The 24,223-nt window shown below is 55.8% G+C and carries 17 protein-coding genes; 8 read left to right on the forward strand and 9 right to left on the reverse strand.

The genetic code is table 11. The features are described from left to right. Positions 1-3 precede the first annotated feature (3 nt). Positions 4-537, forward strand: a complete 534-nt coding sequence (tadA, locus tag V6944_RS14860) for a tRNA adenosine(34) deaminase TadA (RefSeq protein ID WP_333499513.1) — start codon at positions 4-6, stop codon at positions 535-537. Here tadA and mltF read toward each other — a convergent pair. Beyond that, positions 534-2,072 carry a membrane-bound lytic murein transglycosylase MltF gene (gene mltF / locus V6944_RS14865; protein WP_333499514.1) on the reverse strand — a complete coding sequence of 513 codons (1,539 nt, stop codon included), beginning with the start codon at positions 2,070-2,072 and terminating at the stop codon, positions 534-536. The genes tadA and mltF overlap by 4 nt on opposite strands. Positions 2,073-2,317: 245 nt before the next feature. Between mltF and purL the strand changes: the two genes are divergently transcribed. The 5 genes from purL to glnB all read left to right on the forward strand — a co-directional run bounded on the left by purL (position 2,318) and on the right by glnB (position 10,650). Continuing rightward, entirely contained in the window at positions 2,318-6,205 is a 3,888-nt protein-coding gene (gene purL, locus V6944_RS14870; protein WP_333499515.1) for a phosphoribosylformylglycinamidine synthase, read from the forward strand. A gap of 561 nt (positions 6,206-6,766) precedes the next feature. Continuing rightward, positions 6,767-8,203, forward strand: a complete 1,437-nt coding sequence (locus tag V6944_RS14875) for a sensor histidine kinase (protein WP_333499516.1) — start codon at positions 6,767-6,769, stop codon at positions 8,201-8,203. 17 nt (positions 8,204-8,220) lie between these two features. Further along, positions 8,221-8,913 (forward strand): two-component system QseEF-associated lipoprotein QseG, encoded by a 693-nt coding sequence (gene qseG / locus V6944_RS14880; protein ID WP_442910746.1) that lies wholly within the window; start codon positions 8,221-8,223, stop codon positions 8,911-8,913. Next, entirely contained in the window at positions 8,906-10,243 is a 1,338-nt protein-coding gene (glrR, locus tag V6944_RS14885) for a two-component system response regulator GlrR (protein ID WP_333499518.1), read from the forward strand. Before qseG ends, glrR begins: the two co-directional genes overlap by 8 nt. A 68-nt stretch (positions 10,244-10,311) precedes the next feature. After that, positions 10,312-10,650 (forward strand): nitrogen regulatory protein P-II, encoded by a 339-nt coding sequence (gene glnB, locus V6944_RS14890; RefSeq protein WP_002914032.1) that lies wholly within the window; start codon positions 10,312-10,314, stop codon positions 10,648-10,650. Between the two features lie 90 nt (positions 10,651-10,740). Here the strand turns inward: glnB and dtpD are convergent, their stop codons facing one another. The 5 genes from dtpD to hmpA form a co-directional block, all read right to left on the reverse strand. After that, a complete protein-coding gene (gene dtpD / locus V6944_RS14895; protein ID WP_333499519.1) occupies positions 10,741-12,204 on the reverse strand; it encodes a dipeptide permease DtpD in 1,464 nt (487 codons plus the stop codon). Positions 12,205-12,270: 66 nt separating this feature from the next. Then, positions 12,271-14,415 carry a lysine decarboxylase CadA gene (cadA, locus tag V6944_RS14900; RefSeq protein ID WP_333499608.1) on the reverse strand — a complete coding sequence of 715 codons (2,145 nt, stop codon included), beginning with the start codon at positions 14,413-14,415 and terminating at the stop codon, positions 12,271-12,273. Between the two features lie 90 nt (positions 14,416-14,505). Further along, positions 14,506-15,837 (reverse strand): cadaverine/lysine antiporter, encoded by a 1,332-nt coding sequence (gene cadB, locus V6944_RS14905; RefSeq protein WP_333499520.1) that lies wholly within the window; start codon positions 15,835-15,837, stop codon positions 14,506-14,508. 352 nt (positions 15,838-16,189) lie between these two features. Next, entirely contained in the window at positions 16,190-17,707 is a 1,518-nt protein-coding gene (cadC, locus tag V6944_RS14910; protein WP_333499521.1) for a lysine decarboxylation/transport transcriptional activator CadC, read from the reverse strand. Positions 17,708-17,841: 134 nt separating this feature from the next. Beyond that, on the reverse strand, positions 17,842-19,032 hold the full coding sequence (hmpA, locus tag V6944_RS14915) for an NO-inducible flavohemoprotein (protein ID WP_333499522.1): 1,191 nt from the start codon (positions 19,030-19,032) through the stop codon (positions 17,842-17,844). A gap of 330 nt (positions 19,033-19,362) precedes the next feature. On the opposite strand from hmpA, the gene glyA reads away from it, so the two are divergent. Next, the gene (gene glyA / locus V6944_RS14920) at positions 19,363-20,616 is read left to right on the forward strand and encodes a serine hydroxymethyltransferase (RefSeq protein WP_035891344.1); all 1,254 of its coding nucleotides are present in this window, start codon (positions 19,363-19,365) and stop codon (positions 20,614-20,616) included. Between the two features lie 125 nt (positions 20,617-20,741). On the opposite strand, the gene V6944_RS14925 is transcribed toward glyA, so the two are convergent. After that, on the reverse strand, positions 20,742-21,164 hold the full coding sequence (locus V6944_RS14925; RefSeq protein WP_333499523.1) for a DoxX family protein: 423 nt from the start codon (positions 21,162-21,164) through the stop codon (positions 20,742-20,744). Between the two features lie 200 nt (positions 21,165-21,364). Then, positions 21,365-21,559: a ChiQ/YbfN family lipoprotein gene (locus V6944_RS14930; RefSeq protein WP_333499524.1), complete on the reverse strand. Its 195-nt coding sequence runs from the start codon at positions 21,557-21,559 to the stop codon at positions 21,365-21,367. A gap of 203 nt (positions 21,560-21,762) precedes the next feature. Here V6944_RS14930 and V6944_RS14935 point away from each other — a divergent pair, with 203 nt between their 5' ends. Then, positions 21,763-22,899 (forward strand): 3-phenylpropionate MFS transporter, encoded by a 1,137-nt coding sequence (locus tag V6944_RS14935; RefSeq protein ID WP_333499525.1) that lies wholly within the window; start codon positions 21,763-21,765, stop codon positions 22,897-22,899. Here V6944_RS14935 and csiE read toward each other — a convergent pair. Next, entirely contained in the window at positions 22,896-24,173 is a 1,278-nt protein-coding gene (gene csiE, locus V6944_RS14940) for a stationary phase inducible protein CsiE (protein WP_333499526.1), read from the reverse strand. The genes V6944_RS14935 and csiE overlap by 4 nt on opposite strands. Positions 24,174-24,223 lie beyond the last annotated feature (50 nt).

Consider the following 24,223-nt stretch of genomic DNA (forward strand, 5'->3'; position numbering starts at 1 on the left):
ATAATGCGCGGCGTTTTATTATCTGGAGTCCCCACGTTGTCCGACACTGAACTGAACCACGAATACTGGATGCGCCACGCGCTTGTACTTGCCCGACGAGCCTGGGATGAAGGCGAAGTGCCGGTAGGTGCCGTACTGGTTCACAATAATCAGGTGATAGGCGAGGGCTGGAACCGCCCGATTGGCCGCCACGATCCGACTGCGCACGCGGAGATCATGGCGCTGCGTCAAGGCGGCCTGGTGCTGCAAAACTACCGGTTGATTGATACCACGCTGTACGTGACCCTGGAGCCCTGCGTGATGTGCGCTGGCGCAATGGTGCACGGGCGTATCGGCAATCTGGTTTTCGGTGCTCGTGATGCTAAAACCGGTGCGGCAGGGTCGCTGATTGACGTGCTGCATCACCCAGGAATGAACCACCGCGTTGAGATTACCGAAGGGGTGCTGGCTGAGGCGTGCGCGGGGATGCTGAGTGATTTCTTCCGCGAACGGCGGCAGCAGAAAAAAGCGCTAAGACAGGCGGAAAGGGGCTGCTAGTTTTTCGAAGTGAAGCGCAGCAGGGGCGTATCGCTGTCGTCGCGATCGCCTCGACGCAGGAAGGAAAATATCCCCGTATCATTTTCACCGTGCTGTAGCTCATTGGGCGAAACGGCCGGATAGGCTTGCGCAATCGCCATCTCTTCCGCCGCCTTTTTCTCTTTTTCCTGCAAATACCCCACCAGGCTTATCTGATATTTACGGATATTTTCGACGTAGGCATAGGCTTCATGTCCGCGGGCATAACCGTAGGTCAGTTTGTTGTACCACGGTTTTTGGCTCAGCAGCGGCAGGCGCTGCTTCACGTCGGCCCAGCTGTCCGGGTTGCCCTTCTGTTTCGCAGTGAGCGCGCGAGCATCCAGCATATGGGCATAGCCCATGTTATAGGCTGCCAGCGCAAACCAGATTCGCTCCTCTTGCGGCACGCTGTCCGGCACTTTGCTCATCATGTCCTGTAGGTAGCGCATCCCGCCGCTGATGCTCTGCTCGGCGTCGGTACGGTCGGTTAACCCCAGGCTCTGGGCGGTATTTTTGGTAAGCATCATCAGGCCACGCACCCCGGTAGGGGAGGTGGCCAGCGGGTCCCAGTGAGATTCCTGATAAGAGATGGCCGCCAGCAGCTTCCAGTCAATTTCGCTGGCGTACTTCTCAAACAACGGCTGCAGGTCAGGCAGCACGCTATCCACCGCGCGCAGGAAGGTACGGGTATCGACATAGTCGAAGTCGTCACCGTGGCCGAGATATTTCTCTTCCAGGCGCGCAAGGGTGCCGTCTTCATTTATATTGTCGAAGAAGTCGAGCATCGCGGCGGAAAGCGTGTTGTCGTCGTCCTGCAGGCTAAACCAGGTCACCGGTTGTTCGTCGGTCACGTCGAGGGCAACGGTCAACTCTGGATGAACGCGCTGGAACAGGCCAATCGCCACGGAATCAGCAATGGTGTAATCAAGCTTACCGTCGATCACCGCCTGCATCAGGTCTGCCGAGCTGCGCTTCTCGTCGACGGTCCATGAAAGGTCTGGGTATTTGTGTGCCTGTAGATTTTGCAGATCGCTAATGACCACCTGGCCTGGAGCAATGGTGAGCTGGTCGGCGGAGACGCTGCTGAGGCTCCGCGGGCGCGTATTGCCAACGCGGTACACCAGCTGTTGCGATACGGAATAATAGGTCGGCCCCGCCTGGTAGCTTTTCACGCGCTCGCTGTTGTAGACCAGACCGGCGGCCAGCATATCGGCATTGCCGTTATCGAGATCGTCAAACAGCTGGCTGATGTTCTGGCGCACCGTGACTTTTAGCTTTACGCCAAGATAGTCGGCAAACTGCTGGGCGAGCTCATAATCGAGCCCGTAGTCTTTATTATTAACGACGGTATAGGTGAGTGGAGATTGCACGGTACTGATGCGCAGCTCCCCCCGCTCTTTGATAGCGGCGATACGATTCTCTGGTTTGCCAAACCAGGGAAGAGAGGGCCAAAGCGCCGCTGCGAGCAGCAACGTCACAAAGCCAATAAGCAGGTAATTAATCTTTAACTTTTTCAAATAGTTAATTCACTGCGTTGCCAGAGGTTGTTCCAGATAAACTAAAGCGTTATGACAGAATGAGCGGCATTTTGCTTAACATTGCGCCAGTTGGCAACTTATTCGAGATATCTGTCACATCTATTGATAAAGAAAAGAGATGTGTTTATTTCGACGCAAACGGTTTCGTCGGGGCGCAGGATTCTCTATAATAGCGCCCGTTCTCCCCCATTGCGCACACTGAAAGCTGAGAAGACGAGAGACTTATGATGGAAATTCTGCGTGGTTCGCCTGCACTGTCTGCATTTCGTATTAACAAACTGCTGACGCGGTTTCAGGCAGCCAACCTCCCGGTAAGCAACATTTACGCCGAGTATGTCCATTTTGCCGATCTGGACGCGCCGCTTGATAAAGAAGAGCGAGCCCGACTTGAGCGACTGTTGCAGTATGGCCCAAGCCTCAACAGCCATAACCCTACCGGTAAACTGCTGCTCGTCACCCCTCGCCCTGGCACCATCTCCCCCTGGTCTTCAAAAGCTACCGACATCGCCCACAACTGCGGCCTTTCGCAGGTTCTGCGCCTTGAGCGCGGCGTGGCGTACTACGTTGATGCCGCTAGCCTGACCGCCGAACAGCTGAGCGCCGTGGCGGCTGAACTGCATGACCGCATGATGGAGAGCGTATTTGACTCGCTGCAGGACGCTGAGAAGCTGTTTGCCCATCACCAACCAGCACCGGTTGCCAGCGTGGACCTGCTGGGGCAGGGCCGTCAGGCGCTGATCGACGCCAACATCCGTCTTGGCCTGGCGCTGGCGGATGACGAAATTGACTACCTGCAGGATGCGTTCACTACGTTGGGTCGCAACCCGAACGACATCGAACTCTATATGTTCGCGCAGGCCAACTCTGAGCACTGCCGTCACAAGATTTTTAACGCCGATTGGATTATCGACGGTAAACAGCAGCCGAAGTCGCTGTTTAAGATGATCAAAAACACCTTCGAAACCACGCCGGATCACGTGCTGTCTGCCTATAAAGACAACGCCGCGGTGATGGAAGGCTCTGAAGTGGGCCGTTACTTCGCCGACCACAAAACCGGTCGCTACGATTTCCATCAGGAGCCTGCGCATATCCTGATGAAGGTGGAAACCCATAACCACCCGACGGCTATCTCTCCATGGCCGGGCGCCGCAACCGGCTCCGGCGGTGAAATTCGCGACGAAGGGGCAACCGGTCGCGGTGCCAAACCAAAAGCGGGGCTGGTGGGCTTCTCCGTGTCTAACCTGCGTATTCCTGGCTTTGAGCAGCCGTGGGAAGAGGATTTCGGCAAACCGGATCGTATTGTTACCGCGCTGGATATCATGACCGACGGCCCGCTGGGTGGCGCGGCGTTCAACAACGAATTCGGTCGCCCGGCGCTGACCGGCTACTTCCGTACCTACGAAGAGAAAGTGAACAGCCACAACGGCGAAGAGCTGCGTGGTTATCATAAACCGATCATGCTGGCAGGCGGGATCGGCAACATCCGCGCCGATCACGTACAGAAAGGTGAGATCGTGGTGGGCGCGAAGCTGATCGTCCTCGGCGGCCCGGCGATGAACATTGGTCTGGGCGGCGGTGCAGCCTCTTCAATGGCGTCCGGCCAGTCTGACGCAGACCTCGACTTCGCTTCCGTACAGCGCGACAACCCGGAAATGGAACGCCGCTGCCAGGAAGTTATCGACCGCTGCTGGCAGTTGGGCGATGCCAACCCAATTCTGTTTATCCACGACGTGGGCGCGGGCGGTCTGTCTAACGCCATGCCGGAACTGGTCAGCGACGGCGGACGCGGCGGTAAATTCCAGCTGCGCGACATCCTCAGCGATGAGCCGGGCATGAGCCCGCTGGAGATCTGGTGTAACGAATCTCAGGAACGCTACGTACTGGCGGTCGCCGCCGATCAACTGCCGCTGTTCGACGAGCTGTGCAAACGTGAACGCGCGCCGTACGCGGTGATTGGCGAAGCCACCGAAGAGAAGCATCTGACGCTCGGCGACAGCCACTTCGACAACCAGCCGATCGACATGCCGCTGGACGTGCTGCTCGGCAAAACGCCGAAGATGACCCGCGACGTGCAGACGCTGAAAGCAAAAGGTGAAGTGCTTGCCCGTGAACAGATCACGCTGGCCGATGCGGTGAACCGTGTACTGCATCTGCCAACCGTGGCGGAGAAAACCTTCCTCGTGACCATCGGTGACCGTACGGTGACCGGCATGGTTGCGCGCGACCAGATGGTCGGTCCGTGGCAGATCCCGGTAGCGAACTGCGCGGTGACCACCGCCAGCCTCGACAGCTACTACGGCGAAGCGATGTCTATCGGCGAACGTGCGCCGGTTGCGCTTCTGGACTTTGCCGCCTCCGCCCGTCTGGCGGTAGGCGAAGCGCTGACTAACATTGCCGCAACCCAGATTGGCAACATCAAACACATTAAGCTCTCGGCAAACTGGATGTCAGCCGCAGGTCATCCTGGTGAAGACGCGGGTCTGTACGAAGCGGTGAAAGCGATTGGCGAAGAGATGTGCCCACAGCTGGGTCTGACTATTCCGGTGGGCAAAGACTCCATGTCGATGAAAACCCGCTGGCAGGAAGGCAACGAGCAGCGTGAAATGACCTCGCCGCTGTCGCTGGTGATTTCCGCCTTTGCTCGCGTTGAAGACGTGCGCCATACCATCACGCCGCAGCTGGTGACCGAAGATAACGCCCTGCTGCTGATTGACCTCGGTAAGGGCCATAACGCGCTGGGTGCCACCGCACTGGCGCAGGTTTATCGTCAGCTGGGTGATAAGCCAGCCGACGTTCGCGACGTCGCACAGCTGAAAGGCTTCTACGAGGCGATTCAGGCACTGGTCGCGCAGCGTAAGCTGCTGGCCTACCACGACCGCTCCGACGGCGGCCTGCTGGTCACGCTGGCGGAGATGGCCTTTGCCGGTCACTGCGGCGTGGAAGCCGATGTTGCCACCCTTGGTGACGATCGTCTGGCGGCGCTGTTCAACGAAGAGCTGGGCGCGGTGATTCAGGTTCGTGCCGCAGACCGTGAAGCAGTAGAGGCGATTCTGGCGGCGAATGGCCTGGCTGATTGCGTGCACTTCCTCGGTAAAGCCGTTGAAGGTGACCGCTTCACCCTGACCGCTAACGGTCAGCCGGTATTTAGCGAAAGCCGCACGACGCTGCGTATGTGGTGGGCCGAAACCACCTGGCAGATGCAGCGTCTGCGCGATAACCCAGAGTGTGCCGATCAGGAACACGACGCGAAAGCCAACGATAACGACCCAGGCCTCAATGTGAAGCTCACCTTCGATATCGCCGCCGACGTCGCAGCACCTTACATCTCCACCGGGGCGCGTCCGAAAGTGGCTGTACTGCGCGAGCAGGGCGTGAACTCCCACGTTGAGATGGCGGCGGCCTTCCACCGTGCGGGCTTTGACGCCATCGATGTGCACATGAGCGACCTGCTGGCAGGGCGTACCGGTCTGGCGGACTTCCAGGCGCTGGTGGCCTGCGGCGGCTTCTCCTACGGTGACGTACTGGGCGCGGGTGAAGGCTGGGCGAAATCCATTCTGTTCAACAACCGCGTGCGCGATGAGTTTGCGACCTTCTTCCATCGTCCACAGACTTTGGCGCTGGGTGTCTGCAACGGCTGTCAGATGATGTCTAACCTGCATGAGCTGATCCCAGGCAGCGACCTGTGGCCGCGCTTTGTGCGTAACCACTCCGACCGTTTTGAAGCGCGCTTCAGCCTGGTCGAAGTGGCCAGCAGCCCATCACTGCTGCTCGCCGGAATGGAAGGTTCACGTATGCCAATCGCCGTCTCTCACGGTGAAGGCCATGTGGAAGTACGCGACGGTGCGCATCTGGCACAGCTGGAAAGCAAAGGGCTGGTGGCGCTGCGCTTCGTGGATAACTTCGGTAAAGTGACCGAAGCCTATCCGGCGAACCCGAACGGTTCTCCTAATGGGATCACCGCCGTGACCAACGAAAGCGGTCGCGTCACCATTATGATGCCGCACCCGGAGCGTGTGTTCCGTACGGTTTCTAACTCCTGGCACCCGGAGAACTGGGGCGAGGACAGCCCGTGGATGCGTATCTTCCGCAATGCGCGTAAGCAGCTTGGCTAAGGCTGACGCTTAATGAATCGAGCCCCTCTTCGTGAGGGGCTTTTTTGTTTCTGCGCCTTCCCGGCGTCGCGTTGGGTGTCGGGAACCCGCGATATTGGCGGTATCGCACTGTCGCCAAATGGAGACATTTAATTTAATGATTTATAATGAATTTATATTTGTTGTCAATAAGTGTTGCTAATTGGCGACACTATGCCCAAAAAACGTTCTCATCACGCCATGATGATGTTTTATATATTTTCTATATTTATCATTATGTTAATTTATTGTTTTGTATTGTGGCACGTATCATGCATAATATTAGTCAGTGGCTCATTCACCTTCTTATGTCAGCCCCTTCGGGACGTGCTACATAAACTTCGAATGACGCACAACAAGGTGCCTGCCGTCCAACAAATGATAATAGCTTTGCTTTATCAACCATCGGGCGAAACGTTGAGTTAGGCACCGCCTTATTCCATAGCAAAGCCGGGCTTCTGCCCGGCTTTGTTATTTCTGGCCTTTCCCTCATCGATATCCTCAGTTAGCATTCCACTACGTTGATTTACTGAGATACCTCTTTTGAAACGCCCCTCGCTCTCTCCACGATCGCTTCGCCAACTGGTGACGCTGGCTTTCTTGCTGATTCTGCTGCCGCTACTGGTGCTTGCCTGGCAGGCATGGCAGAGCCTCAACATGCTCAGCGCTCAGGCCGAACAGACTAACCGCACCACGCTGATGGATGCCCGGCGCAGCGAAGCGATGGCGAACGTCGCGCTGGATATGGAACGCAGCTACCGCCAGTACTGCGTGCTGGATGACCCGACGCTGGCGAAGGTGTATCAGAGCCAACGTAAGCGCTACAGCGATATGCTGGAGGCGCACGCGGGCGTGCTGCCGGACGATACGCTCTACCAGCGGCTGCGGCAGAATCTTCACGACCTGACCACGCTCCAGTGCACCAATAGTGGCCCGGAAAAGCAGGCGGTGGCGAAGCTCGAAGCCTTCTCCAGCGCCAACAGCGAACTGGTGCAGGCCACCCGCACTGTCGTCTTCTCTCGTGGGCAGCAGCTCCAGCAGGCGATTGCCGAACGCGGCCAGTTCTTTGGCTGGCAGGCATTGGTGCTGTTCCTGGTCAGCCTGGCGATGGTGCTGCTGTTTACCCGTATGATCATCGGCCCGGTGAAGGGCATTGAGAGCATGATTAACCGGCTGGGTGAAGGACAGTCGCTGGACGGTGAGGTGATGTTCCGCGGCCCGCGTGAACTTCGCTCCGTCGGGCAGCGAATTATCTGGCTCAGCGACCGGCTCTCCTGGCTGGAGTCGCAACGTCACCAGTTCCTGCGTCATCTCTCTCATGAGCTGAAAACGCCGCTTGCCAGTATGCGAGAGGGCACCGAGCTGTTAGCCGACCAGGTGGTGGGGCCCCTGACGGTGGAGCAAAAAGAGGTGGTGGCTATTCTCGATAGCAGCAGTCGCAATCTACAAACCCTGATTGAACAACTGCTGGACTACAACCGAAAACTCACTGAAACCGCCGTGCGCATGGAGTACGTCGCGCTGGCACCGCTGGTCGAGCTGGTGGTTTCTGCGCACAGTTTGCCAGCAAGGGCTAAACTGATGCACACGCAGGTCGACCTGCAGGCCCCGGCTTGCCTGGCAGAACCGACTCTTCTACTGAATGCGTTGGATAATCTCTACTCGAATGCGGTGCACTACGGCACTGAATCCGGTAACATTTATCTCCGTAGCCATCGGGTCGGTTCGCGGATAGCCATCGACGTTATCAATACCGGAACGCCGATCCCGGATAGCGAAAAATTAATGATTTTCGAGCCTTTCTTTCAGGGTAGCCATCAGCGCAAAGGTGCGGTGAAGGGAAGCGGCCTGGGATTGAGCCTTGCACGCGACTCCGTTCGGAAAATGCACGGCGAACTACAGCTTCTCGACACCCAGGACGGCAACGTCTGTTTTCGCATCCAACTCCCGGTACCTGGGCTGGAAAAAACAACTACATGAATCGAAATCGAGTCACTATGCCCCAATTCTTAGCACGGACGAGTCGGATACCACGGCGGTGGTGCGGCGGGCTATTTGGGCTCGCCTGCCTGATGCTTTCCGGGTGTAATAGCCCGTTGACGCCGCACAGCCTCGACAGCAGCGCCGAAGGCAGCGAACCGCGTCAGCAGGTGGCGGATTATTTGTCGACTAACTGCGACGATATCTGGTCGCTGGACGGCGACACCGCAGAGAACAACCCCCTTTATTGGCTGCGTAGCGTGGACTGCGCCAACCGCCTGTCGGCAGCGCGCGCACGTGCTGAAGCCAGCCCGTTGACAGCGGATACCTGGCAGGGGGCGTTTAAACGCGGCATTCTGCTGGCTACTGCCAAAATCACCCCGACCGAGCGTCGGCAGGTGGTCACGGCGATTGATACCCTTAGCCCACAAATTCCTGTCCGCATTCGCCCGCTTTACCAGCTCTGGCGCGATGGGCAGGTATTGCAGCTATCGCTATCTGAAGAACGTCAACGTTATAGCAAACTGCAGGAGACCAGCGACGGCCAACTGGATGCGCTGCGCCTGCAGCAGCAACAGCTGCAGGGCGAACTGGATTTAACGACCCGCAAGCTGCAAAACCTGACGGATATCGAACGCCAGCTCTCCACCCGCAAACCGGGCGCCGATATGTCTCACGGCGCGGCATCTGACGAGGATAAACATGACTAACCGCAAACCTGCGCATCTGCTGCTGGTGGATGACGACCCCGGCTTGCTGAAGCTTCTTGGGATGCGTCTAACCAGCGAAGGCTATCGGGTCGTTACGGCAGAGAGCGGTCAGCAGGGGCTTCGTGTGCTGGCGAAAGAGCGTATCGACCTGGTGATTAGCGACCTGCGGATGGACGAGATGGACGGCCTGCAGCTGTTCAGCGAAATTCAGAAAGTGCAGCCAGGGATGCCGGTGATTATCCTGACCGCCCACGGCTCAATTCCTGAAGCGGTGTCGGCGACCCAGCAGGGTGTGTTCAGCTTCTTAACCAAACCGGTGGATAAAGACGCGCTGTATAAAGCTATCGACGAAGCGCTGGAGCGCACCTCACCGGCAAACGATGAACAGTGGCGGGAAGCGATTGTCACCCGCAGCCCGCTGATGTTGCGTCTGCTGGAGCAGGCGCAGATGGTGGCGCAGTCAGACGTCAGCGTGCTGATTAACGGCCAGAGCGGTACCGGGAAAGAGATTCTGGCGCAGGCCATTCATAACGCCAGCCCGCGCCACGCCAAGCCGTTTGTGGCGATCAACTGCGGGGCGCTGCCGGAGCAATTGCTGGAGTCTGAACTGTTCGGCCATGCGCGCGGCGCGTTTACCGGTGCGGTCAGTCACCGGGAAGGTCTGTTCCAGGCGGCGGAAGGCGGCACGCTGTTTCTTGATGAAATTGGCGATATGCCCGCACCGCTGCAGGTGAAACTGCTGCGTGTGCTACAGGAGCGCAAGGTGCGCCCGCTGGGCAGCAACCGCGATCTCGATATCAACGTACGTATCATCTCCGCTACCCACCGGGATCTGCCAAAGGCGATGGCCCGCGGCGAGTTTCGTGAAGATCTCTTCTACCGCCTGAACGTGGTGAACCTCAAGATCCCAACGCTTGCCGAACGTACCGAAGATATTCCGCTGCTGGCAAACTACCTGTTGCGTCAGGCGGCGGATCGCCATAAGCCGTTCGTGCGTGCTTTTTCCACCGACGCCATGAAGCGCCTGATGGCGGCCAACTGGCCGGGTAACGTGCGCCAGCTGGTCAACGTGATTGAGCAGTGCGTGGCGTTGACCTCATCGCCGGTCATTAGCGACGCGCTGGTCGATCAGGCGCTGGAAGGGGAGAACACTGCGCTACCGACCTTCGTGGAAGCGCGCAATCAGTTTGAGCTCAACTACCTGCGTAAGCTGCTGCAAATCACCAAAGGCAACGTCACTCATGCGGCGCGTATGGCCGGACGTAACCGCACCGAGTTCTACAAATTGCTCTCCCGCCATGAACTGGATGCGAACGATTTTAAAGAGTAGCACCCGAAATACGACTGATTTATGATACGGTGAGCAACCGGTTACGCGATAAAAACGACAGGAACACCATGAAAAAGATTGATGCGATTATTAAACCCTTCAAACTGGATGACGTACGTGAAGCGCTGGCGGAAGTTGGCATCACCGGGATGACGGTAACGGAAGTGAAAGGCTTTGGCCGTCAGAAGGGCCACACCGAGCTGTACCGCGGTGCGGAGTACATGGTGGACTTTCTGCCGAAGGTGAAAATTGAGATCGTGGTGACCGACGATATCGTCGATACCTGTGTGGATACCATTATCCGTACCGCGCAGACCGGTAAAATCGGCGACGGCAAAATCTTTGTCTTCGACGTGGCGCGTGTGATTCGTATCCGTACCGGTGAAGAAGACGACGCAGCAATCTAATTGATGTAGGCCGGATAAGCGAAGCGCCATCCGGCTGACACCACGCAGGATGCCGGATGGCGGCGCAAACGCCTTATCCGGCCTACGGTATTACTCGTCGGTTTGTGCTAAAGCTACGCTGGACGAACCTAGCAGACGTTTCAGTGCGACCAGCACCACAATCAGCGCCACCGCGCCCAGCGTCCATTCCCCCATTTGCGAGAAAAAGTGCCCATAGGCATCGATAGCCGTATCGCTAATTTGTGATTCGGTGGTTTTCTGCGCCACCACGCCCGCCAGCCAGTTAGCGACCGAGCCGGTTGCCAGCATGTAGATGCCAGTCAGTACGCCGGTCACCCCAGGCAAGTTCAGACGCGTAATCTGCGCCATCGCCACCGGGTCAATAAACAACTCGGCGAAGCCCATCAGCGCCAGCCCGGCGACCATCATGCCCATTGAGGCCTGACCATGCAGCTGCGCGCCGTGCGCGTTCAACGCCAGCAGCATAAAGCCTGCTCCCATCAGCACCAGCCCGAATGCAAACTTCAGCCACACCCGCAGGGCAGAACTCACGCTGCTTTCCGGACGCGCCAGCCAGGCCAGCACCACGCCTGCCGTCATCACGGCAATCGCGTTGACTGACTGGAAGAGCGCGGTTGGTACTTCAACGTTCAGCCAGCGACGATTTACGAAGTGGTCGATAAACAGGCTGATAGAGCTGCCGCCCTGCTGGGCCAGCACCCAAAACAGCGTGCCGGTCAACATCAGCAAAATGATTTGCCCCAGGGCACGGCGCTGTGCCGGGAAGCGTAGCATAATGCGCGCAACGATAACGGCGGCGGCCGCGCAGACGATCGCCAGCAGATAGCCTGACCAGTCGTTTTGCAGCAGCAGGGTGAAGAACAGCGGCGCGATGCATAGCATCAGCGCCAGCCAGCCCCAGGTCGGCAGGATAAACTTCACTGCCCGCAGCGCCGGTTTGTTTATCCCTTGCGTATGACGGAAATGGCGATGGCCGCTTAAGAAGACGATCAGGCCAATAAACATGCCGATGCCTGCCAGCGCGAAGCCAACGTGCCAGCCGTACCACTGCGCCGCCAACCCGCAGGCGATAGGCGCCGCAATGGAGCCGATGTTGCCCGCCGCATACAGCAGCGAAAAACCGCCGTCGCGACGGTTGTCGTCGGGGGCGTACATCTCGCCTAATAGACAGCTGATATTGGATTTAAACAGGCCGTAGCCGCAGATGATAATCCCCAATGCGAGGTACAGGCTCCACGTGGAATCCGATTCCACGCCAAGCACAATATGCCCAAGCGTCATCAGCAGCGCGCCTGATATGACGGCGGTTCGGTTACCGAGCAAGCGGTCGGCGAGCCAGCCGCCCAGAATAGGGGTGACATAGACCAGCGACGCGTAGGCGCTGAACAGGTCGATAGCGTGGCTGTCGTTGAAGCCAAGCTGGTGGGTAAGGTAAAGGATGAGCAGGGCACGCATGCCATAGAAGCTGAAATATTCCCAGATTTGAATCGCCACGATGTAATAGATCGCGCGCGGTTGTGAGGGTGTTTTCATGTCGATTCCTTGCTGTGTGAATGCACGAAAAAGGGAAGCGGCAAGCCGCTTCCCTCTGTTTTTTAATTATTTTTTAGCGTCTTTCAGCACTTTAACCGTGTAACGACCATCCGCCTGACGGTAGGCGCCGTGGATGTCGGTTTCGAAGCCTGGGTAATGTGCGCCGATTTCGCACAGCATCTGCAGGAACTCCAGCACCGGGCGGCTCTCTTCGGTGATCATCTCACCCGGCATGACCAGCGGCACGCCTGGAGGATACGGCAGGATCATGTTGGCGTTGATACGGCCAACGACTTCATCCAGATAGACCTCTTCCGTTTCACCATGCAGCTCTTTCTGGAACGCCTCGAACGGGGTGATTTCCATGGCTGGCAGCACTTCAAACGCGCGGAACATCAGGTCCGGCAGGTTGTGGTGCTCAACCAGTTTATGGATGCTCTGCGCCAGTTCCTGAATACGCATGTTTTCATAGAATTCAGGCGCTTCCTGGTACAGCGAAGGCAGAATATTTTTCACCCGCAGGTTCAGGTCAAAGGCGCGTTTGAACTCGGTCAGCGCGCGCAGCAGGCTCAGCGCCTTGGTTTTATCGATCCCGATGCTGAACAGGAACAGCAGGTTGTACGGGCCGGTTTTCTCAACGATGATGCCGCGCTCGTCGAGGTATTTGGCGACCAGACTGGCCGGAATACCGAAGTCGTCCATGGTACCGTCTTTTTTCATGCCCGGAGTCAGGATGGTGACTTTGATCGGGTCGAGGTACATGTGCTCGTTGTCGATATTTTTGAAACCGTGCCATGCGCTGTCAGAACGCAGCGGCCAGCAGTCAGGGCCGTCGATGTGCTCCGGCTGCCAGACGTCGAAGAACCAGCCCTCGGATTCGCCTTTCAGTCGTTTGATCTCTTTACGGAACTTGATTGCCCGCTCGATAGAGCCGTTAATCAGACGCTTACCGGCATTGCCTTTCATCATCGCCGCGGCGGTTTCAGTGGAGGCCACGATGCCGTAATGCGGAGAGGTGGTGGTGTGCATCATGTAGGCTTCGTTGAAGGTCTCTTCGTTGATGTCGCCCTTCACGTGAATCATCGATGCCTGAGAGAACGCCGCCAGCAGTTTGTGCGTGGACTGGGTCTCATAAATCACTTTGCCTTCAACACGGTCGCCGCTCATCCCACATTTACCCGCATAGATTGGCGAGAAGTTGGTGTAAGGCACCCAGGCGGAGTCGAAGTGAATGGATTTCACATCCAGCGTCTTCTTAATGTAGTCGGTGTTGTACAGCAGACCGTCATAGGTAGAGTTGGTGATAACCGCATGCACCGGCCAGGTCGCGTTAGGCGTGGCTTTCACGCGTTTTTCAATGGTTGCGCGCTGGAATTCGCTCTGCGGAATACCGCCGAGGATACCGTACGCGTTACGGGTTGGGCGGAAGTAGATCGGCGTAATATTGCTCATCATCATCAGATGCGTCAGCGATTTATGGCAGTTACGGTCGATAAGTACGGTGCTGCCCGCCGGTGCGGAATACATGCCAACGATTTTGTTCGCGGTAGAGGTACCGTTGGTCACCATGTAGCTGCGCTCGGCGTTAAAGACGCGGGCGATATACTCTTCGGCTTCTTTGTGCGGGCCGGAGTGGTCCAGCAGAGAACCCAGCTCGGAAACAGAAATAGAGATGTCAGACTTCATGGCGTTAGAGCCGAAGAAGTCATGGAAAATGCTGCCGACCGGGCTTTTCTGGAAAGCGGTACCGCCCATGTGGCCTGGGGTACAGAAGGTATATTTGCCTTCACGCACGTATTTGAACAGCGCTTTGGTCAGCGGTGGCAGAATGGCGTCGATGTATTCGTCGGTGCTCTGGCGGATTTTCGCCGCAATGTCAGCCGCGGCGCCCAGTGCGTATTCGAAGAAACGAACCTGCATGCGCAGATCGTTCAGGCTGACGTCCAACGTGGAGTAGCTGTTGGCAAAAGCGTAAACCGGCATGTACTCGTTCAGTGCGCTGATCTCTTCGCACAGCTCAAGGTTGTACTTGTCCCAGTCAAAGATCACGCCGCAGAGATTGGCATTATTTTCAATCAGCTTCAGCAGGTCTTCACGGTCATTCGGGTAAACGATGCGGAAGTTCAGGCCTTCCAGCGCGCGGTGAAGCTCACGAATAGGCTCTTCTTTAAAATAGACGCCCATGTGGTTCATGATAGCAATAACGTTCATAGTCATAGTCATGTTTCCGGATAAAGAAGGCCCCTCCCGCCACGATGTGGCAGGTGAAGGAGGAGCCTTTAGAGAAATTAGGGGGAGCGATTACAGCGCTTGAGCCGTGTTGTTTTCGTCGTCGTTATGCTGACGCTGGTGCATTTTGCGACCGTAGAACATCAGGATAACGAGGCTGACGATGAAGGTACCGGACAGTTCGAAGGAGCTTGCACCCATCAGCGCGATGAAGCAGAACGCGCAGCCCAGCACGGAGCAGATAAGGCTGACGAAGTTACGAACGTTGATACCTTCGAAGCGAATCAGGTCAACGCAGGAGTAGAAGTACGGCAGCATGGTCAGCAGTACGGCGATACCGGTCAGTTCACCGAACAGGTCAGAGGCTTTGCCGCCGTTGGAGTTCATCACGGTGATGATGATCATCAGACCGGTCATTTTCAGGCCAGCCAGCAGCAGGCCTTTCTTAGGAATACCGTTTTTATCGAGCTCACCGTATACTTTCGGGAAGTTACCGTCGTTGGCGGCACGTACGCCTGCCTGACCAACCAGCATCATCCAGGAGCCCAGAGAAGTCAGGCACGCAAAGGCGGTGAAGGCGGAAACCAGTGGCGCAGCCCAGCTACCCAGAATGGTAGAGGCGCTGACGGCAAACGGCGCACCGGAAGAGGCCATCACGGAAGCCGGATACATACCGGAGATAACCTGAGTGGCGGCGATATAAACGATACCGGCCAGCGCGGTACCCAGCATGGTTGCCATGGGTACGGTACGTTTCGGGTTTTTCACCATGCCGGTACTCACCGCGGCAGATTCCACGCCGACGAACGCCCACAGGCACAGCAGAATACTTTTAATCACCGCGTGTGGATCGGTTGTGGTAGAGGTGTTCCAGTTGGCGTGGTAGGTCGCAATATCAAACCAATGCCAGCCGACAACGGCGGTCAGCACAACTGGAATCAGTACCAGGAAAAGACCAATAGTTGTTAGACGGCTTACCCAGGTACCGCCCAGCATGTTGATAAAGGTGAACAGCCACACGATGGCGATACACGCGATACCGGCAGGAATCGGGTCGTTTAATACCGGGAAGTAGGTGGATAAATAAGAGACGGCGGTAATACCGATGGCCAGGTTACCGATCCAGTTGGCGTGATAATAAAGGACGCCGGTCTGGAAGCCGAAAGCGGGAGATAATTCACCGGCGTACGCAATGGGGCCACCCTGCTGCGGGTTCTTCGTTGCCAGTCGAGCGTAAACGTAAGCCAGTGACATGGCACCAATAATAGAAATAACCCAGCCCCAAATGGCAATACCACCGATGCTGGCGAGGTTCGCGGGTAATAATGCGATACCGCTCCCCATCATATTCCCGGCAACAACGCCGGTACAGGCAAATAGCCCGATCTTTTTGGCAGAACTCATGTTCGTTTCTCCTGAACAGTATTTTTAGGACCGGATCGCGAGATGAGAAATGACGAATGACCCGACCAACTGACGGCAATTATTACTGAGCAGGCTAAGAGAAGTCCTAAAGTAAAAGTGAAATTAAAACAAACATGAAAAAGATGAGGTCTTTACCTTTTTTATGTAACACATCAGGATAAAAACTTTATATCAAGAAAAGGTAAATGACTTCTAATTACAAGTGGTTAGGTGGGGTGTTTTTACGGGGGTAATGTTGTCACAAGGTAACAAATAACACCTTGTGACAACATCAACATTACATTAAGAAAGCGGTTATTTAACCATGATAATCGAGTTGCTGGGCTAACGATTACTCTTTGGCTAAAAACGACTGCAAATAGGGGACTATTTTTTCTATCGATGTCTGGAATACACCGTTTTGGATCCAGTACAGCGTGTTATCGCCTGGGCGTAAATTAAACGCGGTAATATAAGCATCTGCCGCCAGACGACTCTCACCTTTCATTTCATAAACTTTACCCAACAACACGTAGTTAAGCCATGACATCTCAATTTCAATGCTTTTATTCACGGCATCAAAAGCGTTATCGATACTGCCTTTGCTTAAATAGTCGATAGCTTTAATTCGATACAGTATGGCGCTGTTTTGAATTTCCGGCATTTGCTCCACGCGTGCCAATTCTTCATTCAGCGCGGCCAGTTGCTGAGTATCAAAAGGTTGCTGTGATTGACGTAAGACATCCACCATCGCTTTTTGTGCATAGGCGTAGGCGAAGCTGGGTGAGGATTTCGTGATGTTCTCTAGCAGCGTGCTGGCCTTATTTAATGATGGTGCATCGCCGACAGAAACCAGCTGCAGTGCCTGGTAAAACTGCGCCAAAGACTGTGCTTCCGGCAGTTTCAGCCGGGTTAACTGCTTTTGCATGCCCTCTGGCCACGGCTGTGCCAATGCGCTGGAGAGGCTATCGAACAGATCGCTCTGGATAGAGACCAGGTTGCTATCGGTGACGAAGTAGCGCTTATCGAGCATGGTCGAACCGTCAGCGTTGTCGATAAGCAGCACCGACATAAAGCACTGCTGGGCGCGGTAGTGGCGCTGATTCACAAAGCTGATGGTCAGCGTCTTCCCGGAGCTGCTCGGTTCATTGACGTTATAGTTGGTTTTGTCATGAACCATAAAGGTGGAATAGGTGTTCAGCGAGGTGGTAATCAGCGTGCCGAGGCCGATGGCATACGACTGCTGCGAGACCCAGTTATTACAGGAGGCCCCCGGCTCAAAGCGAACGTCAATATCGCGTGGGTTAAGCAGCAGGTGTGTACGCGTTACCTGCGGATGCGGGCGCACCACGCTCAACAGGACCATGGCAATCAGCACGCCAAGCGATAATAAAAAGGCGCACTGGGTCCAGAAGTTGGCAAACCAGCGGCGTGGTTTTTGCTCGGAAGTGGCCGCAGGCGCAGGGCGCTGCGCGGGAGCTACCGGTAGGCTTTCAAGCGCAGCGGCGGGCTTTATCTCAGTGGTTTCACCTTGTATTTCAGACTCGCTAAGCCAGGTGACGGGCGCCGTAAGCTGGTAGCCGCGTTTGGGCACGGTAATAATGTATTCGGCGTGACTATCGCCACCGTCGCGCAGTGATTTACGCAGTTCAGAAATACTCTGGGTGACCACATGGCTGGTCACAATATTCCGCATCCAGATGTTATCAATAAGCTCGTCGCGGCTGAGCACTTCCCCTGGGTGGTGGGCAAAATACATCAGCAGATCGATTAATCGAGGTTCCAGAGTGAGCTGGCGTCCAGGGCGGCTAATTTGATTCACTGAAGGCGTGACGAGCCATTCCCCAACGCGCACAAACGGTTGTTGCATAAAAATGAGTCACCAAAGGAAAAGAAATAGTTAAGTGAATAATGATAACACAATTCACTACCCTGTTTTTTAACCGGGAAGAGCGCGGAGAGGCGTAAGGGCGGGTAGGATCCTACCCGCCTGGAAAGAAAAGATTACAGGACTTTATGCGGACCGAAGCATTCGTAGTGGATGCTGTCGGCGTTGATGCCCAGCTCAACCAGCTGTTTTGCTGCGTGCTGCATAAAGGCCACCGGGCCGCACAGGTAGAACTGCATCTGTGGATCCTGGAGCTTATCGGCAAGCGCTGAAAGCGCCATCAGCCCTTCGCTGTCGAACGCGCCAGACTGACGGTCCGCATCGGTCGGGGTGCGATACCACAGGTGTGAGGTGAAGTTCGGCAGCGCGCTACCCAGCGTTTTCACTTCATCGGCAAAGGCGTGAACGCTGCCGTTTTCCGCCGCGTGGAACCAGTTTACCTGCGCCGGGTGGCGGTTTTTCGACAGCGTATCCAGCATGGCCAGCATCGGGGTTTGCCCCACGCCGCCGGAGATCAGCGTGACCGGGGTTTGTGGCGTGACGTTAAGGAAGAAATCACCGGCAGGGGCGGCCAGATGGACCACATCGCCTTCTTTTGCCGCGTTATGCAGCCAGCTGGAGACCTGGCCGCCGTTTTCGCGCTTCACGGCAATGCGATAGCCTTTACCGTCTGGCTTGCGGGTCAGCGAGTATTGACGAATTTCCTGATACTCAAAATCTTCCGGTTTCAGCCATACCGCCAGATATTGACCTGGCTGATAATCCGCCACCGGCTGGCCGTCTACTGGCTCCATCTCGAAGCTGGTAATCAGGTCGCTGCGCGGGGTCTTTTTGACGATGCGGAACGCACGCGTGCCTTCCCAACCGCCGGTTTTGTTGGCGTTATCCTGATAAATCTCGGCTTCACGGTTGATAAACACGCCCGCCAGCACGCCATAGGCCTTGCCCCAGGCATCCAATACTTCCTGGCCTGGGCTAAACATCTCATCCAGCGTCGCCAGCAGGTGTGCACCCACAATGTTGTACTGCTCTGGTTTGATCTGGAAGCTGGTGTGCTTCTGAGCGATTTTCTCTACCGCTGGCAGCAGCGCGGGCAGGTTTTCAATATTGCTGGCGTAGGCGGCAATGGCGTTAAACAGCGCTTCACGCTGGTCGCCGTTACGCTGGTTGCTCATATTGAAAATCTCTTTCAGCTCCGGGTTATGGGTAAACATCCGGTCATAAAAGTGGGCGGTGAGCTTCGGGCCAGTTTCAACTAGCAGGGGGATAGTGGCTTTTACGGTGGCGATGGTTTGAGCGTCAAGCATGGCAGGTCTTCCTTTCAATCAATGTTATTTAATGTTGCATGTTAAATGCATCTTATAAAAATACCCCTGTTTTGTAAATGGTTCTTTGAAAGAATGCACTATTGCGGTTACAACATGAATTATTCACATCACAATCCTGAAAAGAAATCCGTTTCCCTGCCTCAGCCCTTTATTCCTCAATCCCTTGTGTGGCGCAGAGGAAAACGTTTGCGTAATTTCGTTTGTCAAGACCTGTTATCGCAGAACTAATCAGTTATACTGTTGGCCGTTGTCCAATTGGACTGCCTTTTCAGGCCAAAATTTAATTGTTAGCTGAGTCAGGAGATGCGGATGTTAAAGCGTGAAATGAACATTGCCGATTATGATGCCGAACTGTGGCAGGCTATGGAGCAGGAAAAAGTACGTCAGGAAGAGCACATCGAACTGATCGCCTCCGAAAACTACACCAGCCCGCGCGTCATGCAGGCGCAGGGTTCTCAGCTGACCAACAAATACGCTGAAGGTTACCCAGGCAAACGCTACTACGGCGGTTGTGAATACGTTGATATCGTTGAACAGCTGGCGATTGACCGCGCGAAAGAACTGTTCGGCGCAGACTACGCTAACGTACAGCCGCACTCCGGCTCTCAGGCTAACTTCGCGGTCTACACCGCGCTGCTGCAGCCGGGCGATACCGTTCTGGGTATGAACCTGGCGCAGGGCGGCCACCTGACTCACGGCTCCCCGGTTAACTTCTCCGGTAAGCTGTACAACATCATCCCTTACGGTATCGATGAGTCCGGTAAAATTGACTACGACGAGATGGCTAAGCTGGCTCAGACCCACAAACCGAAAATGATCATCGGTGGCTTCTCCGCATACTCCGGCGTTGTAGACTGGGCAAAAATGCGTGAAATCGCAGACAGCATCGGTGCTTATCTGTTCGTCGACATGGCGCACGTTGCCGGTCTGATTGCCGCAGGCGTTTACCCGAACCCAGTTCCACATGCTCACGTTGTGACCACCACCACTCACAAAACCCTGGCGGGTCCACGCGGTGGCCTGATCCTGGCGAAAGACGGTAGCGAAGAGCTGTACAAAAAACTGAACTCCGCCGTGTTCCCAAGCGCGCAGGGTGGCCCTCTGATGCACGTTATCGCCGGTAAAGCGGTGGCGCTGAAAGAAGCGATGGAGCCAGAGTTCAAGGTTTACCAGCAGCAGGTTGCTAAAAACGCTAAAGCGATGGTGGAAGTGTTCCTGAACCGTGGCTACAAAGTGGTTTCTGGCGGTACTGAAAACCACCTGTTCCTGCTGGATCTGGTTGATAAAAACCTGACCGGTAAAGAAGCAGACGCCGCGCTGGGTCGTGCGAACATCACCGTGAACAAAAACAGCGTGCCAAACGATCCGAAGAGCCCGTTCGTGACTTCCGGTATCCGTATCGGTTCCCCGGCTGTCACCCGCCGCGGCTTCAAAGAAGCGGAAGTGAAAGAGCTGGCTGGCTGGATGTGTGACGTGCTGGACAACATCAACGATGAGTCCGTTATCGAAAGCGTCAAAGCGAAAGTGCTGGATATCTGCGCTCGCTTCCCGGTTTACGCGTAATCGCTAACCGTAAAATGCAAAAAAGGCCGCGTATGCGGCCTTTTTTATGCCCGATGGCGCTGCGCTTATTGGGCCTACAACGTTTTCGTAGGCCTGATAAGGCGAAGCCACCATCAGGCAAACCCTCAATGCCTATCTAACGAAATTTTCCCCGGCCCGACAATCGCCAGCAGCAGGAACGCACCTGAAATGCTGATATTCTTGTAGAAGTTAATCATGTTCGGCATCACCGCATCGCCGGTCATGTTCCAGAAGTGGTGACCAATCACCGCGGTCCCCAGAGTGTAGAAAATAAAAATCACCGCCAGTGGACGAGTAAAGAAGCCCAGAATCACCAGAATAACGGCCGGCACTTCCATCAGAATGGCAATGATGGCCGCCAGCGCAGGCATTGGCGTGTCGATGGATGCCATATACTGCACCGTTCCATCGTAGTGGAGCATTTTGGGATAGCCGGAGAGAATAAACAGCAGCACGATAGCGATACGCGCAATCAGCAACAGCAGGTCGCGCGATGCGCCAAAGTCGAGATAACGGAGAGCGTTCATGGTCATTCCATTGTGTCAGTACGTGTGAGTTAAACGTAATACACAATGTTGCTCCCTGCCACCGTGCGCACATAAATCAGTCTTATGGCTGGAGCGAATAAACCGCGTTACGGCTGGAGAATAACCCCGCTTTGATGCCCGGTTATATGAATATTTCTAATACGAAGTTCGTCGCTTTTCTGCTCGCCCTGATGACGAACTCAGCGAGACGCTTTCAGAACCTTGCCGCATTTTTCATCGCTCGCCTGACCGTTACCGCTCATTGCGGCCTGAATGCACGCCTGATAATCCAGCGAGGAAATGGTTTCGTTACTGCTGTGCGTTTGCGGCTTTGACGCGGTGCTGGCGCAGCCCATCAATAGAAGTGCAGCGATTGCGGGAAGAAGCGTTTTCATGGTGCCATCCTGGGTTATTGGTGTCCTGATGACAGTGTGCACCGCGGTGAAAGCGAGCGCTGTAACCGTTTGTGCGGACGGATGACTGGCGCAAAAATAGCTAAAGGTGATATCCATCACAATTATCTCGTTAACGTGAGGAGTAGTGCTCTTCAGAATGTGGGTTGAGTCATTAGACTAGGGGCTCCAAAACGGGAGGACCCATGGTTTTGCACTCCACGCGCTGGCTGGCGCTCAGTTATTTCACCTACTTTTTTAGCTACGGTATTTTTCTTCCTTTCTGGAGCGTCTGGCTCAAAGGTGCTGGGCTGTCGCCGGAAACCATCGGTCTGCTGTTAGGGGCGGGGCTGGTCGCCCGGTTTCTCGGTAGCCTGCTGATTGCGCCGCGAGTGAGCGATCCGTCCCGGTTAATCCGCGTACTGCGCATTCTGGCGCTGATGACGCTGCTGTTCGCCGCCGCGTTCTGGGCAGGAACGCAGGTCGCCTGGCTGATGGTGGTGATGATCGGTTTCAACCTGTTCTTCTCACCGCTGGTGCCGCTGACCGATGCGCTGGCGAACACCTGGCAAAAACAGATAACCATGGACTACGGCCGAGTGCGGCTGTGGGGCTCGATTGCCTTCGTGATTGGTTCCGCGCTGACCGGTAAGCTGGTGAGCCTGTTCGATTACCACGTCATCCTGGTGATGCTGAGTCTTGGCGTCGCGTCAATGCTGCTGGGGATGTTGCTGAAACCGTCGGTGATGCCACTCGGTGAATCCCGCCATCAGGAGAGCGTTGGCTGGCCGGCCTGGCGTTCCTTAATAACGCAAAACTGGCGCTTTCTTGCCTGCGTGAGTCTGCTTCAGGGGGCTCACGCGGCCTATTACGGCTTCAGCGCCATCTTCTGGGAAGGGGCGGGATATTCGGCGTCGGCTATCGGCTACCTGTGGTCGTTGGGCGTGGTGGCTGAAGTGATCACCTTTGCGCTGAGCAAAAAGGTATTCCGCCGCTTTAGCGCCCGGGATTTGCTGCTGCTATCGGCCATTTGTGGCGTTATCCGCTGGGGATTGATGGGCTGGACGACCAGCCTGCCGTGGCTGATTTTGATTCAGATCCTACATTGTGGCACCTTCACCGTCTGCCATCTGGCGGCGATGCGCTATATTGCCGCCCGTCAGGGGAGCGAAGTTATCCGCCTGCAGGCGGTCTACTCGGCGGTGGCGATGGGCGGCAGCATTGCGGTGATGACCATGTTCTCTGGATTCCTGTATCAGCATCTCCATCAGGGACTGTTCTGGGTGATGGCGCTGGTGGCACTGCCTGCGCTGGTGCTGCGACCAAAAACCGTCGCCCGCTAGGTCTCCAGAATCTTGCAGATATGCTGCTGCTGATGCTCGCTGAGCGGTTGCTCGGCGTGGATCAGCGGCGGTGAAAACAGGGGCAGGGCAATCGCGTAAGGCGAAATCACGAGCGTGCTGTTTTTCGGCGCGCCCTCTTTCTGGAAGACGTTGACCGTCAGGTACTTCACGGTGAGCGGCAGCAGCGTCAGCTCCCGTAGTTGCTGTTCAATCTCCTGCTCCAGAGCCGGATTGTCGCCGGTTAACAGCACCACCTGCTTCTCGTGCAGCTCGCTCTCCTGCATTAATCCGGCGCCAAAAATCACCGCAATCAGCGCCGCTTCATCATCGCTGAAGTGCAGGGTATAGCGCGTTTCAAAATCACTCAGCGCCGCACGCGTCGTGCGAATTAACCGCGGGTAGAGGCGGTGGATCTCTTCCGGTAAGTGATGATCGATGCCGATCTCAAATACGCAGCGGTTCAGCGCCTGCGCGACGTGAACGTAAAGCTGATCGTGCAGGCTGCGTTCATCGGTGAAATGGCAGTGCGCCTCATGCTGAAAACGGTCGACCAGTCGGGCAATCGCCAGATGTAGCTGCTGGTCCTGCTCGCGTCCATCAAACTGGGGATTTGGCACCTTCAGCAACATAAATAGCAGTGCCAGGAAGTGCTGCTCGTTGCGGTTTGGCGTTTGCATCACCCGTCTCTGCCAGTGGTGGACAATATCCGCCGCCATCTGATATTCCAGCGTGGACTGCGTCCAGGCGCTTTGCAGCGTGCTAAAAATCGGGCTTTCTCCCTGATGATGCTGTAATAAACAGTACTGGAGATAGAGGCGTAAAAACTGCACGTCGCGACATTCAAAATCGCGCTGCAGGCTGCGGGCGCAGCGGTTCACCAGCGCCTGCAGGTTGGTTTCATCATACAGCGTACGCGGGATCTTCAGCTGTTTGAGCTGCGTTTTCAGCGCCGGTGTAAAATGGTGCGTCACAAAGTGCGGACACAGACGCAATGCGCGGCGAAGCCAGTGCAGCAAGCACAGGCGCAGGTCGAGGGTTGTGCCTTCAATCCGATAGCAGCCATCCGCCTGAGTGGCGATCGCCAGACGATGGTAACGCTCAACCTCCTCTCCGGCTTCAATGACATCTTGCCGGGCGGTGGAAACATCGACATTATTCACCATGCCAATGTATTCCGCCGTGATGGAATGACCAGGGAGATAGAGCATCAGCAGCGCCTGGCAGCGGCGCTGCGGACTGGAAAGCACAGATGGCGGTTCGAGTACGGTCATCATCTGTTGGGATCCAGCAGCAGGTTATGAGCATAAGAATAGACAAAAGATAA

The sequence above is a fragment of the Kluyvera sp. CHPC 1.2972 genome, assembly GCF_036759925.1.
Lineage (GTDB): Bacteria > Pseudomonadota > Gammaproteobacteria > Enterobacterales > Enterobacteriaceae > Kluyvera.